The organism is Corticimicrobacter sp. (assembly GCF_040137905.1).
GTDB lineage: Bacteria > Pseudomonadota > Gammaproteobacteria > Burkholderiales > Burkholderiaceae_B > Corticimicrobacter.
On sequence record NZ_JBEFDG010000002.1, the window covers coordinates 1 to 16,912 of the forward strand.

At 61.6% G+C, this 16,912-nt stretch carries 18 protein-coding genes and 1 tRNA gene; 15 read left to right on the forward strand and 4 right to left on the reverse strand.

The window, feature by feature from the left end; translation table 11 throughout:
- The first annotated feature begins 175 nt into the window (after positions 1-175).
- From ABN482_RS00035 to cyoE, 14 genes are all read left to right on the forward strand, one after another.
- Complete coding sequence (locus ABN482_RS00035; RefSeq protein ID WP_349502063.1) at positions 176-1,228, forward strand: TRAP transporter substrate-binding protein; 1,053 nt, start codon at positions 176-178, stop codon at positions 1,226-1,228.
- The gene (locus ABN482_RS00040) at positions 1,229-1,846 is read left to right on the forward strand and encodes a TRAP transporter small permease subunit (protein ID WP_349502064.1); all 618 of its coding nucleotides are present in this window, start codon (positions 1,229-1,231) and stop codon (positions 1,844-1,846) included. It begins immediately after the preceding gene.
- Positions 1,843-3,129 (forward strand): TRAP transporter large permease, encoded by a 1,287-nt coding sequence (locus tag ABN482_RS00045; RefSeq protein ID WP_349502065.1) that lies wholly within the window; start codon positions 1,843-1,845, stop codon positions 3,127-3,129. Before ABN482_RS00040 ends, ABN482_RS00045 begins: the two co-directional genes overlap by 4 nt.
- A 94-nt stretch (positions 3,130-3,223) precedes the next feature.
- A complete protein-coding gene (locus ABN482_RS00050; RefSeq protein WP_349502066.1) occupies positions 3,224-4,219 on the forward strand; it encodes a threonine/serine dehydratase family protein in 996 nt (331 codons plus the stop codon).
- Positions 4,220-4,297: 78 nt separating this feature from the next.
- Positions 4,298-5,365 carry a DUF4392 domain-containing protein gene (locus tag ABN482_RS00055; protein ID WP_349502067.1) on the forward strand — a complete coding sequence of 356 codons (1,068 nt, stop codon included), beginning with the start codon at positions 4,298-4,300 and terminating at the stop codon, positions 5,363-5,365.
- Entirely contained in the window at positions 5,362-5,844 is a 483-nt protein-coding gene (locus ABN482_RS00060) for a RidA family protein (RefSeq protein ID WP_349502068.1), read from the forward strand. The genes ABN482_RS00055 and ABN482_RS00060 overlap by 4 nt, the downstream gene beginning before the upstream one ends.
- A gap of 111 nt (positions 5,845-5,955) precedes the next feature.
- Positions 5,956-6,031: transfer RNA gene (locus ABN482_RS00065), tRNA-Lys, on the forward strand.
- A gap of 87 nt (positions 6,032-6,118) precedes the next feature.
- Positions 6,119-6,280: a hypothetical protein gene (locus tag ABN482_RS00070; protein WP_349502069.1), complete on the forward strand. Its 162-nt coding sequence runs from the start codon at positions 6,119-6,121 to the stop codon at positions 6,278-6,280.
- Between the two features lie 182 nt (positions 6,281-6,462).
- Positions 6,463-7,323, forward strand: a complete 861-nt coding sequence (locus ABN482_RS00075) for a hypothetical protein (RefSeq protein WP_349502070.1) — start codon at positions 6,463-6,465, stop codon at positions 7,321-7,323.
- Positions 7,324-7,756: 433 nt separating this feature from the next.
- Complete coding sequence (gene cyoA / locus ABN482_RS00080) at positions 7,757-8,665, forward strand: ubiquinol oxidase subunit II (protein ID WP_349502071.1); 909 nt, start codon at positions 7,757-7,759, stop codon at positions 8,663-8,665.
- Positions 8,666-8,671: 6 nt separating this feature from the next.
- Positions 8,672-10,645, forward strand: coding sequence for a cytochrome o ubiquinol oxidase subunit I (cyoB, locus tag ABN482_RS00085; protein WP_349502072.1), 1,974 nt, complete (start codon positions 8,672-8,674; stop codon positions 10,643-10,645).
- A 5-nt stretch (positions 10,646-10,650) separates the two neighbouring features.
- A complete protein-coding gene (gene cyoC / locus ABN482_RS00090; RefSeq protein WP_349502073.1) occupies positions 10,651-11,292 on the forward strand; it encodes a cytochrome o ubiquinol oxidase subunit III in 642 nt (213 codons plus the stop codon).
- Between the two features lie 2 nt (positions 11,293-11,294).
- Positions 11,295-11,627, forward strand: a complete 333-nt coding sequence (gene cyoD / locus ABN482_RS00095) for a cytochrome o ubiquinol oxidase subunit IV (RefSeq protein ID WP_349502074.1) — start codon at positions 11,295-11,297, stop codon at positions 11,625-11,627.
- Between the two features lie 19 nt (positions 11,628-11,646).
- Positions 11,647-12,552 (forward strand): heme o synthase, encoded by a 906-nt coding sequence (gene cyoE, locus ABN482_RS00100; RefSeq protein ID WP_349502075.1) that lies wholly within the window; start codon positions 11,647-11,649, stop codon positions 12,550-12,552.
- Between the two features lie 60 nt (positions 12,553-12,612).
- Here the strand turns inward: cyoE and ABN482_RS00105 are convergent, their stop codons facing one another.
- Together ABN482_RS00105 and ABN482_RS00110 are read right to left on the reverse strand one after the other, a co-directional pair.
- A complete protein-coding gene (locus ABN482_RS00105) occupies positions 12,613-13,227 on the reverse strand; it encodes a DUF6436 domain-containing protein (protein WP_349502076.1) in 615 nt (204 codons plus the stop codon).
- The gene (locus ABN482_RS00110) at positions 13,214-13,486 is read right to left on the reverse strand and encodes a hypothetical protein (protein ID WP_349502077.1); all 273 of its coding nucleotides are present in this window, start codon (positions 13,484-13,486) and stop codon (positions 13,214-13,216) included. Before ABN482_RS00110 ends, ABN482_RS00105 begins: the two co-directional genes overlap by 14 nt.
- A 237-nt stretch (positions 13,487-13,723) precedes the next feature.
- Here ABN482_RS00110 and ABN482_RS00115 point away from each other — a divergent pair, with 237 nt between their 5' ends.
- Positions 13,724-14,482: a sulfite exporter TauE/SafE family protein gene (locus tag ABN482_RS00115; RefSeq protein ID WP_349502078.1), complete on the forward strand. Its 759-nt coding sequence runs from the start codon at positions 13,724-13,726 to the stop codon at positions 14,480-14,482.
- A gap of 21 nt (positions 14,483-14,503) precedes the next feature.
- Here the strand turns inward: ABN482_RS00115 and ABN482_RS00120 are convergent, their stop codons facing one another.
- Together ABN482_RS00120 and ABN482_RS00125 are read right to left on the reverse strand one after the other, a co-directional pair.
- Positions 14,504-16,429: a methyl-accepting chemotaxis protein gene (locus tag ABN482_RS00120; protein WP_349502079.1), complete on the reverse strand. Its 1,926-nt coding sequence runs from the start codon at positions 16,427-16,429 to the stop codon at positions 14,504-14,506.
- A 107-nt stretch (positions 16,430-16,536) separates the two neighbouring features.
- Positions 16,537-16,912, reverse strand: a 376-nt coding sequence (locus ABN482_RS00125) for a methyl-accepting chemotaxis protein (RefSeq protein WP_349502080.1), incomplete at its 5' end; no start/stop codon positions are given.

Consider the following 16,912-nt stretch of genomic DNA (forward strand, 5'->3'; position numbering starts at 1 on the left):
ACGGGCTGGCTCGCCAGCGCCGTGGTCATGCCCTTTCTGACGACATATCAAAAAAAAGGATCAGCCCGATAAAAAACCACGCTTTGTCTTAAAAAAATCCTGATCAGACAATCTCCTCACCCCTTACGCAACAGGCACCCGGACCTTGCCGGTGCCGCCCTGACAGGAGATTGCCATGAAGAAACTCGGTTACGCGCTGGCGCTCGGCACCGCATTGTCACTGGGCCAGGCCCAGGCCCAGGATGCAGCCCTGCCCGAACTGCAGTTGCGCGCCATCGGTGCCAACAGCACCTTCAACCTCTGGACCGACCTCGAACAGGACTGGTACGCCAAACAGATTCCTGCGGCCTCCGGGGGACAGATCACCATCGAAGCCCTGCCGCACGATGTCGCCGGCCTCAAGGGCCCCGAAATCCTCTCCTTCCTGCAGAATGGTGCCATCCAGTTCGCCTCCCAGGCCATCAGCTACATGGCAGGCGACGACCCGCGCTTCGAGGCCGTCGACCTGGCCGGCCTGACACTGGACGTACCGACAGCCATGCGAGCCATCGACGCCTACCGCCCTGTGCTCGAGCGTGTCATGGCCGAACGCTTCAACGTCAAACTGCTCGGGCTGGCACCGATGAGCGCGCAGGTCTTCTGGTGCCGCGACCAGATCAACGACATCGACTCGCTCAAGGGCAAGAAAATCCGCGTCTTCAACGCCTCGCTGACCGATCTGGTCAACGGGGTGCAGGGCTCCAGCGTCACAATCCCGTTCGTGGAAGCCGTCCCGGCATTGCAGCGCGGCGTGGCCGACTGTGGCGTGACCGGTGCCATCTCGGGCTATCGGGCCAAATGGTATGACGTCACCAAAACCCTGTATCCGCTGAACTCGGGCTGGAGCACCATGTTCTGGGGTGCCAACCTCGATGCCTGGAATGCCCTGCCGTCCGAGGCACAAGTATTCCTGCAGGATCAATATCACCAGATGGAAACCCGGCTGGCCGAAATGGCAGCCGCCGGCGATGAGCAGGCCATGCGCTGCTCCACCGGCCAGGACTGCACGGACAGCCACACCGGACGCATGACGCTGACCCCCCTGTCCGAAACCGACAACCAGCGCCGCCTCGATATCCTGCAGAACCATGTCCTGCCGGGCTGGGCCAAGCGCTGCGGCAAGGACTGCACCGACGAATGGAACGCCACCGTCGGTCGGGAACTGGGACTCACTGCCGAGGCCAGGTAAATGGACAACCACTCCCCCCTGATGCGCCTGTGCGGCAAGGCAGGTGATGCCGCCGCGCTGGCCTGCGGGTTGCTGATCCTGGCTGCCAGCATCGTCATCACCCTGGAAATCATGGCCCGCAACCTGTTCGGCATGAGCTTCAACGGTGCCGACGAACTGTCGGGCTACGCCCTGGCGATCACCAGCACCTGGGCGCTGTCGGCCACGCTGCTGGCACGCCGCCATATCCGCATCGATTCGCTCTATGCCATCCTGCCCCGACCGGTCCAGCTCACACTCGATGTCCTGTCGATCGTGGCCATGCTGGCGTTCTTCGGCCTGGTGCTGCGCTATGGCTGGGTCATGGTCGATCGCAGCCTGACCATCAATGCCAAGTCGATGACACCGCTGGGCACCCCGCTGGCCATCCCACAGATCCTGTGGCTGGCCGGGCTCGCGCTGTTCTGCCTGATCGCCGCCATCCTGCTCTGCAAGGCACTCGGCAGGCTGCTGCGACGTGACTGGAACGGCGCACGCCAGTTGATCTCGAACCGCAGCACGCTGGAAGAAGTGCACGAGGAACTGGAGGACGCGGCAAGCCGCGACGGCCAGGCCCGCCACGCAAAGGAATCACCATGATTGCAAACGTCGCACTCGGACTGCTGGTCCTGCTGGCGCTCTCCATCCCCGTGGCTGCCGTGCTCGGGCTGCTTGGCGTCGCCCTGGCCGAAGCCTACTCACCCTTTCCCATCCTGCAGGGCATCGGCCAGATCGCCTGGAACGCAGGCAATGACCCACTGCTGGTATCGATCCCGTTCTTCGTGCTGCTGGGTGAACTGCTGCTGCGCTCGGGAATCGGCGAAGGCATGTATGGTGCCATGGCCAAGTGGCTGTCATGGCTGCCCGGTGGGCTGATGCATTCCAACATCGGCACATCGGCCGCCTTCTCCGCCACCAGCGGCTCCAGCGTGGCGACAGCAGCCACGGTCGGTACGGTCGCCATCCCGCAGATCCGCAAATACGGCTACAACGAGAAGCTCTTCCTGGGCAGTATCGCTGCCGGCGGCACCCTGGGCATCCTGATCCCGCCCAGCATCAACCTGGTGATCTACGGTGCCCTCACCAACTCGTCGATCCCGGCGCTGTACCTGGCGGCGCTGGTGCCCGGTATCCTGCTGGCCGCGATGTTCTCGCTGACCATCCTGATCGTCTGCGCGGTCAAGCCTTCCCTGGGGGGTGCGCGCCTGCATGCCACCTGGCGCGAACGCTTTGCCGCGCTCAAGGATCTGGTCTTCCCGCTGGGCATCTTCCTGCTGGTGGTCGGCTTCATCTACGCCGGGCTGGCCACGCCGACCGAGGCCGCCGCGCTGGGCGTGACGGGTGCCATGCTGATCATCGCGCTGACCGGGCGGCTCTCCTGGGCCATGCTGAAACAGGCGCTGATGGGCACCATCCTGACGACCGGCATGATGCTGGCCATCATCATCGGGGCCTATTTCCTGAACTTCATCATGGGCTCCATCGGCGTCACCCGTGCCGTGGCTTCATTCGTGCAGAACATGGATGTGGCACCTGAAGTGATGTTGCTGTTCATCATCCTGTTCTACCTGGTGGTGGGCCTGTTCATGGAAACCCTGTCGCTGATGGTCGCCAGCGTCCCCATCGTCACCCCCATCGTGATCGCACTGGGCTACGACCCGATCTGGTTCGGCATCCTGGTCGTGCTGCTGATCGAAACGGCCCTGATCACCCCGCCGGTCGGCCTGAACCTGTTCGTGGTGCAAGGCCTGCGCAAATCGGGCCCCATGAGTGACGTCATCATCGGCGCACTGCCCTTCGTGGCAGCCCTGCTGGTGGTGATCGGCCTGATGGTGGCCTTTCCGGATCTGGCCCTGTTCCTGCCCCGTGTGCTCTCGGGCTGATCACCGGCCTCGCCGGCAGCAACACGGCCGGCGAGGCCTGCTCCGCCACGCGCCCCTCCTTTTCTCCTCATCATTCTTTTCGGAAAGCATACTCATGAACACAACGACACACGCCCCCAGCGTTTCCTTTGCCGATGTCGAGGCTGCTGCGCAACGCCTGCGCAACCGTGTGGTGCATACCTCACTGATCGAAAACGTTGCACTCAACGAACGCCTGGGTGCCCGCGTCCTGATCAAGCCCGAAGTCCTGCAGCACACCGGATCGTTCAAGTTTCGTGGTGCCTACAACCGCGTCGTCCAGTTCACGCCCGCCCAGCGCGAAGCCGGCATCGTTGCCTGGTCATCCGGCAACCATGCGCTGGCCGTCTCCTCGGTCGGTGCCCGGCTGGGCATCCAGGCCACGATCCTCATGCCTTCCGATGCTCCCGTCGCCAAGATCGAGGGGGCCCGCAAGCTCGGTGCCACTGTGCGCCTGTACGACCGCAAAACCGAAAACCGCGAAGCCATCGGCACCGAAATCGCCGAGCGCACCGGCGCAGTCATCGTGCCCCCCTACGACGATCCGCATGTCATCGCCGGCCAGGGCACACTGGGCATCGAACTGATACAGCAGGCCACGGCACTGGAGGCCACGCTTGATGCAGCACTGGTCAGTTGCAGTGGCGGCGGCCTGGCCGCCGGTTTTGCCACTGCCATCCACGCACTTTCGCCCAACACCGCAGTCTGGTGCGTCGAGCCCGAGCAATTCGACGACACGGCACGCTCCCTGGCCGGCGGGACGCGCGTCGGCAATCCGGCGGGCCGCCAGTCAATCTGCGACGCACTGCAAGTGCAATCCCCTGGCGAAATCACCTTCCCCATCAACCAGATGCTGCTGGCGGGCGCGCTGACCGTCAGCGACGAGGATGTGCGCCACGCCATCCGCATCGCCTACGAAGACCTGCGACTGGTCGTCGAACCGGGCGGTGCCGCACCACTGGCCGCCCTGCTGGCCGGCAAGCTCGATATCCGCGACAAGACCATCGGCATCGTCCTGAGCGGCGGCAATGTCGATGCCGACAAGTTCGCAACCTATATCCAGCAACCCTGAGGCTCCTGACTCCGCCCCTGCAAACATCAGAGGGCAGCCCGCCCCTTGCTGCACCATTTTCAACACGAGGAATTCACCATGCTGAGCAAAGACAGCGCCACCTATCAGCGCGTGGCACAGACCATCGACGACTTCATGAGCCTGGACCTGACCGGCGTCGGCTCCATCCGCCATATCCGGGATGCCGTGCAGCGACGCCAGCCCGGCTTCAACTGCATGGGCGCGGCGGAAGTGATCGCCACCCGCCTGCGTGACCAGCCAGGACCCGTGCTGATCATCACCGGCTTTCCCGAGGGTGGCGGTGTGCCCGAAACCGATGGCCCGGTCGGTGCGGCCCTGCTGGCACGCGCCCTGTTCCTGGGCTTCGGCGTTCACTCCATCATCGCCATCGACCATGACTGGGATGCCATGATGCGCGCCACCTGCATGGGCGCGGGCCTCTCACCACGCGACCTGCCTGCCGCAGGACAGGCCGTCGGCATCGATTTCCTGCGGCCTGTCTATATCCGTTCGCTGGAGAAGGACGACACGCGCTGCCATGCGGCAGCCCACGAATTGATCGAAATCAGCCGGCCCGCCCTGGTCATCTCCATCGAACGTCCAGGTGCCAACGCCAACGGACTCTATCACGGCCTGGGCGGACGCCCACTGGACGGCATGGTGGGCGATGCCGACTATCTGTTCAACCTGGCAAAGCAGCATGGTATCCCCACCATCGGCATCGGTGATGGTGGCAATGAGCTTGGCATGGGCGTGATCGCCCAGGACCTGCCCACCTTCTCGCCCAAGGCCCGCGACTGCGGCATTCCGGGTCGCGGCGGCGTAGCGGCGGCCAATGCCGCCGATCATCTGGTCATCTCCAACGTATCGAACTGGGGAGCCACCGGCCTGATTGCCGCACTGACCGCCCTGCTCGAAAACCCCACCGTATTCCATGATGCCGAACTGGAACGCCGCAGCATCGAACTGTGCGTGGGCAATGGCGGCGTGGACGGCATGTTCATGGCACCGGAACCCGCCGTCGATGGCATCCATGTCGATGAATGGGTCGGCCTGGTGCATACCTTGCGCGCCACCGTACTGCGCACCCTCGGCCACACCATCAACTGGAAGGGTGACCAGGGCGACTGGAGGCAGATCAAATGAGCCAGCCTTCAGAGAACGAACGCCTGCGCCAGCGGCTGGCCGAACTCGGGCTGTCGCTGCCGGATGCCACGATTCCCCAGGGGGCCTATGTTCCCTACGTCCGCAACGGCAATCTCCTTTTCGTGGCAGGACAAGGTCCCCGCCTGAACGGCACACTGCTCCATACAGGTCCTGCCGACAGTGCCGACCTGTCTTCCAGCCAGGAGGCGGCCAGCATCTGCGCCCTCAATGTCCTGGCGCAGGCGGCACACGCCTGCGCAGGCGACCTGGGTCGCATCGAACGCATCGTGCGGCTGGCCGGCCTGGTGCATTGCGATGCAAACTTCACGGCGCACGCCAAAGTGCTGGACGGTGCCTCCACACTCTTTCTCGATCTGTTCGGAGAGCGGGGCCGGCATGCGCGCATCGCCAGCGGTGCAGTATCGCTGCCTTCTGGCATGCGCGTGGAAATAGAGGCCGTCATCGCACTGCGGGATTGAGGCTGAAAGCATAAAAATTTGCAGAGAAGACGAAATTATTTGCACAGCGCTAAAAAAGCATGTATAGTTTCGCCTTCTCGAGCTGCAACGCATATTGCAGCTACGCAGATCGGGCTGTTAGCTCAGTTGGTAGAGCAGCGGACTCTTAATCCGTAGGTCGAGTGTTCGAGCCACTCACAGCCCACCAGGTTATCTCGCACAAGGCGGCTTTCAGCCGCCTTGTTGCTTTTCTGCCGGACGCTTTGCCGGACTTCCCCGACACCCGACGCCCGCCATGCCCACGCTCAGGACTCCGTACCAGCGACGCATTCTGCAAAACCGTTTCGCCGGACGCGGACGCTTTACCTTCGGCGTCGTGCTCCACACCCGCTTCAGGCTGCTCAGCCTGCAGGAACTGGCTTTTCGCTCTCTCGTTGCCCGCGCCAAGCCGGGCTGATCGTTCGCGCACGCGCCTTCGCCCCATGCCGACAACGATGCATCAGACCATCCAGCCCTGATGCATCACACCCGCGCCCTGCCCTTTCGCGACGCCACAGCGCCGAGGCAACGCATGCCCGCAGCGATCCGACACGACATGACCCCGCTGCCGTGCCCGCACATACGAGACACCGAAGCCCCATGCAACTCACCAAGAACTTCGTCAAGGCCAAGCAACCCTGCGCCGCAGGCTTTCGCTGGTTTATCCGCAATCGCAACGGCCAGGGCGAATACCAGCAATTGCTCGACGACCTCGTCGCCGAAAACCGCATCGACGACGCCCTCTGGCTGCTCGACCAATTCGGCCCCATCGACGCCGTACGCACGCTCGACAGCCTGGAAGCCAATGCCGTCGTCTTTGCCGGCGAACTGCGTATCCGCCAGGGCATCGAGGTCGACACCATCGTGCGAGCCGGCCGCGGAATCCATACCCAGGGCAGTATCCGCACACAAGGCAACATCATCGCTGGCCGCGACATCCGGGCCGAAGGCGGCATCCGCTGCGATGGCAGCCTGCATGTCACCGGCGACCTGCATACCGGCTGGAGCCTGGATATTGGCCAGTCGCTGAACTGCAGCGGACAGATCAAGGCCCACCGCGACATACGCGTAGCCGGCGCACTTCTGACGGAAGGCAATCTGCAGGCCGGCGAAGATATCGACAGCGGCGGCCCACTGTCATGCAATGGCAGCATCAAGGCCGGCGGCAACGTGATCGGCGGTGCCGGCATCCACGCCCGACGCGGCATCATGGCTGGCCAGGATATCCGCTGCGCAGACCACCTCGATGCCCACTGGGGCATACTGGCGCGCGGCGACATCCTGGCGGGCAGCAGCATTCGCGCCGGCGAAGGCATCGAAGCGGGCGGCCTGCTCCAGGCTGGCGAAGGACACTGCATCTACGCCGGCCTGTCCGTGCGGCAGGATGCCTGGCCGGTTTCCGCCCAGGTGCGCGCCCAGTCCAGGCCCCCACTGCTTCTGAGCGGCCACTGGCAGTCCTGATACCCCCCATGCAGCACTCATCTGATATATATAGAAATATATGGTTTCTAAAAAATATATCAAGAAAAAGGCTGGATGATGTGTATCATTGACTTCTACGCACTTTTTCCGTCTGTAAAAAAATTTGATCTAGATCAAAGCAGCTCTTTGTTTTAAAAGATTTTTTTCACAGACTGGCATTCCTGTTCGACGCGTCCCCCAGTCCGCCCAAGGCATATCCCTGCATTCTCCGTACATTGGGTCGTGACTTCGGTGCCTCTCATGAGCCGCCGATATTTTGTATAGTCGTGCCTGCACGCGCCGCTCATCCCTGATGGCGGCTTTTTGCATGTCGTGTCGCTGCATACATTCATGCATGCATGCCGGCCACAGCAAGAGCATGAAAACAAATGCGTTTCCGAACGATTGTTTATATATCTCAGGATCTTTCCATATGAAACACCACTGCCGGACATTATGGCGAAGCGCACTTGCGCTATTGATCGCTTCCGGTCTGAGCGGCTGCTCGGACTGGGTGCTCTTCAATTCAAAAGGCGAGATCGGGATCGCCCAACGCGACCTGATCATTACTGCCGTCGGCCTGATGCTGATCGTCGTGATCCCAGCCATTTTGCTGACCTTCGTATTTGCCTGGAAATACCGCGCATCCAACAAGAATGCAAAATACACGCCTGACTGGGCACACTCCACCAAGGTCGAGATCGTGGTCTGGGGCGTCCCGCTGCTGATCATCTTCACGCTGGCCATCATCGTCTGGAAGAGCACACATGCGCTCGACCCATTCAAGCCGCTCGAGTCCGATCGCCAGCCCGTCGTCATCGACGTGATCGCGACAGACTGGAAGTGGGTGTTCGTCTACCCTGAGCAAGGCATCGCCACGGTCAACGAGATCGCCTTCCCGGACAACACGCCGATTGCCTTCAACATCACCTCCAACGGGCCGATGAACTCGTTCTTCATCCCCCAACTGGGCGGTCAGATCTACGCCATGGCAGGAATGCGCACCCAACTGCACCTGATCGCCAATGAAGCAGGTGTCTACGATGGCATTTCCAGCAACTACAGCGGCAGTGGCTTCTCGGGCATGAAATTCAAGGCGCACGCCCTGAGCGACGCCGGTTTCGAAGAGTGGGTCCAGAAGGTCAAGGCCAGCGAGCAAAGCCTGGACTTCGAAGGCTACAAGCAGCTCGCACAGCCGAGCAAGGACCACCCCGTGACCTATTACGGCAATGTGCAGCCCGGCCTGTTCAAGCAAGTCATCGACCAGTTCATCGGCGTGGGTGCCAACACCCGGGACCGCCTGGACATCGGCGACGCCCCCCAGTCCGGTACGGAGGAGTAATCAACCATGTTCGGCAAGCTAACCCTGGATGCCATCCCCCTTCACGACCCGATCATCATCGTTACGCTGATCGCCATCGTGCTGGGCGGTATCGCCGTCGTCGGCGGCATCACCTATTTCAAGAAATGGACCTGGCTGTGGAAGGAGTGGTTTACCACGGTCGACCACAAACGCATCGGGATCATGTACATCATCGTGGCCATCATCATGCTGGTGCGCGGCTTTGCCGACGCCATCATGATGCGCACGCAACTGATGCTGGCCCACGGCGGCAGCGACGGCTTCCTGCCCCCGCACCACTATGACCAGATATTCTCGGCGCACGGCGTCATCATGATCTTCTTCGTCGCCACGCCGCTGGTGACGGGCCTGATGAACATCGTCATGCCGCTGCAGATCGGTGCACGCGATGTGGCGTTCCCCTACCTCAATGCGCTCAGCTTCTGGCTGTTCGTGGGCGGTGTCGTCCTGGTGATGCTGTCGCTGGGCGTGGGTGAGTTCGCCCAAGCGGGTTGGGTCGCCTATCCGCCACTATCTGGAATCGACCTCAGCCCCAGTGTCGGGATGGACTACTACATCTGGTCATTGCAGCTATCCGGCCTGGGCACCCTGCTGACCGGTGTCAACCTGTTCGTGACCATCCTCAAGATGCGCACGCCGGGCATGACCCTGATGAAGATGCCCATCTTCACCTGGACCACACTGGTCACCTGCGTGATCATCATCGCCGCCTTCCCGATCCTGACGGTCGCGCTCGGCATGCTGACGCTGGACCGCTACCTCGACATGAATTTCTTCACGGCTGGCATGGGCGGCAACGCCATGATGTACGTGAACCTGTTCTGGGCCTGGGGCCACCCCGAGGTCTACATCCTGGTGCTGCCGGCCTTCGGTGTGTTCTCGGAAGTCGTCTCGACCTTTGCCCGCAAGAAGCTGTTCGGCTACAAATCCATGGTCGGCGCCACCGTGGCCATCGGTATCCTGTCATTCATCGTCTGGCTGCACCACTTCTTCACCATGGGTTCGGGGGCCAACGTCAACGCCTTCTTTGGCATCATGACGATGATCATCGCCATCCCGACCGGCGTGAAGATCTTCACCTGGCTGTTCACCATGTACCAGGGCCGCGTCGAATTCAAGACGCCCATGCTCTGGACCATAGGCTTCCTGGTCACCTTCACCATCGGCGGCATGACTGGCGTGCTGCTGGCTGTGCCGGGTGCCGACTTCCTGCTGCACAACAGCCTGTTCCTGGTCGCCCACTTCCACAACACCATCATCGGCGGCGCTGTGTTCGGCTATCTGGCCGGCATCACCTTCTGGTTCCCCAAGGCATTCGGCTTCAAGCTCAATGAGCGCCTGGGCCGCTACTCTTTCTGGTGCTGGATCATCGGCTTCTACATGGCCTTCATGCCGCTGTACATGCTCGGCTTCATGGGCATGACCCGCCGCCTGAACAGCTACGACAATCCAGCCTGGGTCCCGTACCTGGTCGTGGCCTGGGTGGGCGCACTGTTCATCCTGGCAGGCATCGGCTTCTTCATCCTGCAGCTCTACGTCAGCATTCGCGACCGCAAGCAGAATATGGACGTCACGGGCGATCCGTGGAACGGCCGCACGCTGGAGTGGTCCACCTCCTCGCCGCCGCCGTTCTACAACTTCGCCGTGCTGCCCAAGGTGGACTCCATCGATGCGTTCTACGAAGCCAAGCAGCGTGGCCTGCCGCCAGCCCCCAGCCACTACGCACCGATCCACATGCCGCGCAACACGGGCAATCCGTTCGTGGTCTCGATGCTGCTGACCGTGATGTGCTTCGCCCTGATCTGGCACATCTGGTGGCTGGTCGGTGCCTCGTTCGTCGGTGCGATCGTGGCCTACATCGTACGCACCTATGACCAGGACGTGGACTATTACGTGCCGTCCGATGAGGTCGCGCGTATCGAGAACCAGCATATCCAAGCCCAAGCAACCCAGGCGTAAGAGACATGTCAAGCCAAACCCTACATCACTCTGCCGCTACTCCTGCCTCCGGGCAGGAGCACGGCCACGACCACGAGCACCACGACTCGGGATCCACCTCCGTCTTCGGTTTCTGGATCTACCTGATGTCGGACTGCGTCCTGTTCGGCTCGATCTTCGCGGTCTTCGCGGTACTGAGCAACGCCTTCGCAGGCGGCCCGACCAGCGCCGAGCTGTTCGGCCAGCAACTGCCCTTCGTGCTGACCGAAACCTTCGTGCTGCTCTTCTCGAGCATTACCTACGGTTTCGCAATGCTGGCGATGCACCGGGGCGATCGCTCCGGCGTCCTCAAGTGGCTTTGCGTCACTTTCCTGCTGGGGGCTACCTTCATCAGCATGGAGCTGTATGAGTTCCATCATCTGATCGAGAACGGCAACGGCCCGAGCCGCAGCGCCTACCTGTCAGCCTTCTTCACGCTGGTCGGCACCCACGGCGCACACGTTTTCAGCGGCCTGATCTGGATGGCCGTCATGATTCATCAGGTATCGAGCCGCGGCCTGACCGCCTCGAACCAGACCCGCCTGAACTGCCTGAGCATCTTCTGGCACTTCCTGGACGTGGTCTGGATCTGCGTGTTCACTGTTGTCTACCTGATGGGAGTGCTGTAATCATGTCGCACGAACATACCACCCCCGCCGGCGAGAGCCACGGCTCGACCAAGTCGTATATTGTCGGCTTCATCCTGTCGGCGGTCCTGACGCTGATCCCGTTTGGCCTGGTGATGTACGGTGTGCTGCCCAAGCCTGTCACGCTGTTGCTGATCGTGGCGTTCGCCGTGATCCAGATCGTGGTTCAACTGGTGTACTTCCTGCACATGAACCGCCATTCGGAAAGCGGCTGGAACCTGATGAGTTTCATATTCACCGTCATCGTTGTCGTCATCGTTGTCGTGCTCTCGATCTGGATTATCTGGAACATGCACTACAACATGATGATTCACTGAACGCACATGCGCGGATGCAATGCTTAAACGCTATCTGAAGCTCATCAAGCCGGGCATCGTCGTCGGCAACCTGATTTCGGTTGCCGGCGGGTTCTTCCTGGCCTCCAAGGGTGACATCGACCTGGCACTCGGGTTCTGGACCGCGCTCGGCGTATCGCTGGTGATTGCGTCCGGGTGCGTCTTCAACAACTACATCGACCGCGATATCGACGGCCTGATGTCGCGCACCCGCAATCGCGAACTGGTGCGCGGCCTGGTGTCGCCGCGCAACGCACTGATCTATGCCTGTGTCCTGGGTGTGGCCGGTGTGGCTGTGCTGTACCTGGCTACAGCCAGCCTGTTGCCCGTGGTACTGGTACTGATCGGATTCCTGATCTACGTGGGCGTGTACAGTCTCTACATGAAGCGCCATTCGACCTACGGCACGCTGATCGGCAGCCTGTCAGGTGCCACGCCGCCCGTGGTCGGCTACTGCGCGGTGACCAACGAGTTCGATGCCGGCGCGGCGATCCTGCTGCTGATCTTCAGCCTGTGGCAGATGCCCCACTCCTACGCCATCGCGATTTTCCGCTTCAACGACTACCAGGCCGCCTCGATCCCGGTGCTGCCGGTGCGCAAGGGTGTCTCCACCGCCAAGCACCATATCGTCTTCTACGTTGCGGCATTCGTGGCAGCCACACTGATGCTGGCCATCAGCGGCTACGCCGGCACGAGCTATTTCGTGGTGGTGGCCGCCAGTGGCAGCTACTGGCTCTGGCTGGCGATCTCCGGCTACCGTGCGCCGGACGACCGGGTCTGGGCCCGCAAGCTGTTCGTCTACTCGATTGCCATGGTGATGGTGCTGAGTATCATGATGTCGGTCGATTCCCAGGTCGGCAATCTGGTCGCGCCCATCAATGCAGCCCTCGAGGTTCCGCTGGGCTGAGCCGGATACATGTCATCAGACGATATCATCGGGGCGGCTATATGGCCGCCCCGATGCTTTTCAGGATCCGACCATACGCCCTTCTCCCCAGGGGCAATAGCACCCCACGGCCAGGAACCCCTTGGGAGTCACCTTGCGCCCGGCAATCAGCGCATCGATGATCGGCTCCACGAAGCTATTGCTGGAATTGCAGATCAGCCCCTCGCTATAGGGACCGGCATAGGCCAGGTTGCCGTCACGATCCCATATGGCCATGGCAGGACTGGCAGGCAGTGTCTCGATCCCCTGGATCGTCTCCAGCGGTGTCAGCTTGCCCTGCAGGAACGGGGCCAGCTCGCCTGTCGTGCCCGGCTTCTGCACACTGTAGAAATCGATGCCGGCCGAACGGTACATGCCGATCAGGTAATTGAGATGGGCATCGGTTTCCTTGTTGCAGCTGCGGCAACCCGGATCCCAGAAATGCACGATGCGGATATTGCCGGGCCCGCTGATGGCCGCAGGCAGGCTCAATCCCTCGCCCTCGAAAATCACCACCTGCTCGGTACTGAACTCGCGCAGGTTGGATACGCCGGTCCGTTTCCAGAGAAACAGGCTGCTGGCGGTCAGCACGATCACCACCACCACGATGGCAATCACCAGGGCGCGACGCGAAGGCGTAATCCTATTGTGTTGCATTGGGGAACTTGAACCTGAATTGTTTTTCCATCTCGCGGCAACTGGCCCCCAGGAACTCGCGGCGCTGTGGCGTGATATCGGGGCGCGACAATTGCTGGCGACACACCAGGATCGCCTGCCACTCCTGCGCCTCGACCTCGGCGGTCTGAGGACGGGAAATCACATAGATGATGATGCCGAACACCAGCCCCATGAAGGCCAGGCCCCCCAGCATCAGCCACAGACAGCCCTTTTTATTGCGCCACTCCGCAGCGTCCATGATGATCCTTTTCCGACATGCCAAAAGGGGAAAAGTGTAGCAGAGCGCCCCGTCCCCCCTGACACTATTCCCTGCCAGGATTGAGGTTAAGAACGCAGTGTCGATCACCTGCCCGGCAAGTCCGTCCCGGCGGCGACAAACGCAGTAAAATCCTTCCCTTTCCGTGACGGTGGCCGGCCCGTCCCGCACCGTATCACCCTCCATGCCACGCTGGCGGCATCCAAGGATTACGCCATCATGGAATGGCTCGTCATTTCCGTTGCTTCCCTGTTTGCCGGTTTCGTCGACGCCATCGTGGGCGGCGGCGGACTGATTCTGGTACCGGCCCTCTTCGCCGTCTTCCCGACCACGGCCCCTGCCACACTGTTCGGCACCAACAAGACAGGCTCCATATGGGGAACGGCACTCTCGGCATGGCGCTACGCACGGCGCGTCGAATTCGACTGGCCCACGCTGTGGCCAGCACTGACCGCCGCCTTCCTGGGATCGCTCTTCGGCTCATGGGTGGTCACCATGGTCTCGGCCGACTTCATGCGCAAGCTGCTGCCCTTCATCCTGCTGGCCGTACTGCTCTATACGCTGGCCCGCAAGGACATGGGACAAGTCCACAAGCCCCTGCAGTCGGCCGCCCGCAGCCTGGTGCTGGGCTGCGCCATCGGCCTGCTGATCGGTTTCTACGACGGTTTCTTTGGCCCAGGCACCGGCAGCTTTTTCGTATTCGCCCTGGTACGGCTGCTTGGCTACGATTTCCTCAACGCCTCGGCCAACGCCAAGCTGCTCAACATTGCCACCAACCTGGCCACCATCATCCTGCTCGGCTTCAAGGGCTATATCTGGTGGCACCTGATGCTGCCGCTGGCAGCCGCCAACCTGGTCGGCAGCTTCCTGGGCACCTATATGGCACTGCGCTATGGTGCCGGCTTCGTGCGCTGGATCTTCATCGGCGTCGTGTCGCTGCTGATCATGCGCACGGCCTACGACGCCTTCCTGCGATAACAAGCCTGCCGCTGAATATCGCTACAGCCTGAACGCGGCGACGGACTGGGCAAGCATGCCCGTCTGGTCGCGCATGTTGCCGGCCGCCGCCGCAGCCTGTTCAACCAGGGCAGCATTCTGCTGGGTAATGTCATCGATCTGGGCCACAGCCTGGTTGACCTGGGAAATACCCAGTGTCTGTTCACTGCTGGCCGTATCGATTTCAACGATCAGGTTGGCAACCTCCCGGATGGAGCCAACCACGCGATCCATGGCCACGCCAACGCCTTCGATGCATGTGCTGCCGGCATCGACCTCATGTTGAGAAGACCCGATCAGGGTTTTGATTTCCTTGGCGGCATCAGCGGAGCGTTGGGCCAGCGTCCGCACCTCGGCAGCAACCACGGCAAAACCACGCCCCTGCTCACCCGCCCGGGCCGATTCGACCGAAGCATTGAGCGCCAGGATATTCGTCTGGAATGCAATGCCTTCAATCACACCAATGATATCCACCATACGCCGCGATGTATTGCGGATACCCTGCATCAGCACAATGGCCTGCTGCACCTCCGTGCCGCTATGATCCGCCATTCCGGCGGCAGCTACCGCCAGTTCGCTGGCCCGTCGGGCATGTCCGGCGTTCTGCTGCACAGTGGCCGTCAATTGCTCGATCGACGCCGCCGTTTCTTCCAGACTGGACGCCTGCGACTCCGTTCTTCCCGACAGATCCATATTGCCATGAGCGATTTCGGTCGCTGCATGGTTGATATGCTCGATACCACCACGCACCTGCCCCACGACATTGGCCAGGCTCGCGCTCATGTCATTGAGCGCAGCCAGGAGCTGGGCCGACTCATCGCGCCCGACCACATCGGCGCGCAGCGTCAGATCACACGCAGCAACACGACGGGCCATTTCCACCGAAGCGGCAATCGGGCGCGTGACCGAGCGGCTGATCAAAAGACTGACCCAGGCAACCGACACCAGCAGAAGGCCCAGAATGGCCAGCAGGATTGCCTCGTTGCGCTGGAGATCGGTCACTCTATCGAAAAGCAGCCGTTCCAGCCCTTCCAGCACGTCATCGACAGAAGCGAATTGCGCATCGATGGCGCGCGTCATGGTGTCGATATACGGACCGACAGGCGCGGTCAGCGCGGCAACGTCCAGCACCTGTGCCTGCACCATCGACAACGCCTCTTCTGCCTGCCTGGCGGCTGCCTGGGTCTGCCCTGCCAGCGCCTGCCTGATGGCCTCGTTGTTCGCATAGGCCTTGCCAAAGGCACGCTGCGTCTGCGCCAGGTGCTCCGCGGCACGCTGCACCAGTGCGGCCAGACGCAAGCGCTCCTGTGCTGATGCGGCCCCTTGCACCAACAGCGGCACACCGTTGGCCCGAACCTGCCCCAGCGCTTCGGTCAAGTGCGGCAATGACATCAGGGCACCTTTCACCAAGGAAGCCGTGACCAGATCATCCTCGGTGCTCAGACCATAGAGATCCAGTATCCGATCCTCCATATCGAGCAGCGAGTCGATTTGCGCAGCATGCCGGTCGGAACTCTGGACCGCGTTGATCCCGGCCTGATCCACCTGGGATTGCAGTTGCAGCCAGGATGCCAGGATCGTTTCCATATCGTCTTGCAGGCTGGCAGTCCGATCAGCCGCCGCCAGCGTCTGTGCAAACTGCTGCATGGACTGCCCGATGCCAGCGGCCAGTTGGCGGCGTTGTGCATCCACACTATGTTCGCCGCTGAGTGCCGCCGCCGCCAGGGCGCGATGTTGCTGCACATTTTGCACGACTGCCAGCAACCTGCTGCTAGGCTCCATACCTTCCCAGGCAAGCTGCTGCTTCTGGATGACAGTATTCGTGCTGTACAGATAAAGGGCTGTCGGTATGGAGAACATCACCATGCTCAACAAGCCGATCAAACCGAATTTGGCCCACAACGGCCAGTTCCGCAATAAAGCTGACATACCTGCAACTCCCGTGCGGCCCGGCCGCTCATGACAATTGCAGGCAAATGTAATATTTTGTGATGCCAGTGCGAATGACTTTTATCGCGTCCACCCACACTACTGCATCATGGCTTGAGCAACCGCAACTTACCCCCGACCTCATCACGGTCCAGCCTGAAGGCTACGACAGCCTCCGCCAGCGCATGCGTCTGGTCACGCAGATTGGTCGCAGCCGCAGCAGCCTGCTCGACCAGCGCGGCATTTTGCTGGGTAATGTCATCGATTTGCGTCACAGCCTGGTTGACCTGCGTAATGCCGGTCGTCTGTTCACCGCTGGCCGTATCGATTTCCACGATCAGGTCAGCTACCTGGCGAATCGAACTGACAACCTGCCCCATGGTGTTGCCCACCCCCTCGATGCAGGCACTGCCCTGATCCACTTCCTGCTGGGAGGCATTGATCAGCGTCCTGATCTCCTGGGCGGCATTGGCCGAGCGTTGC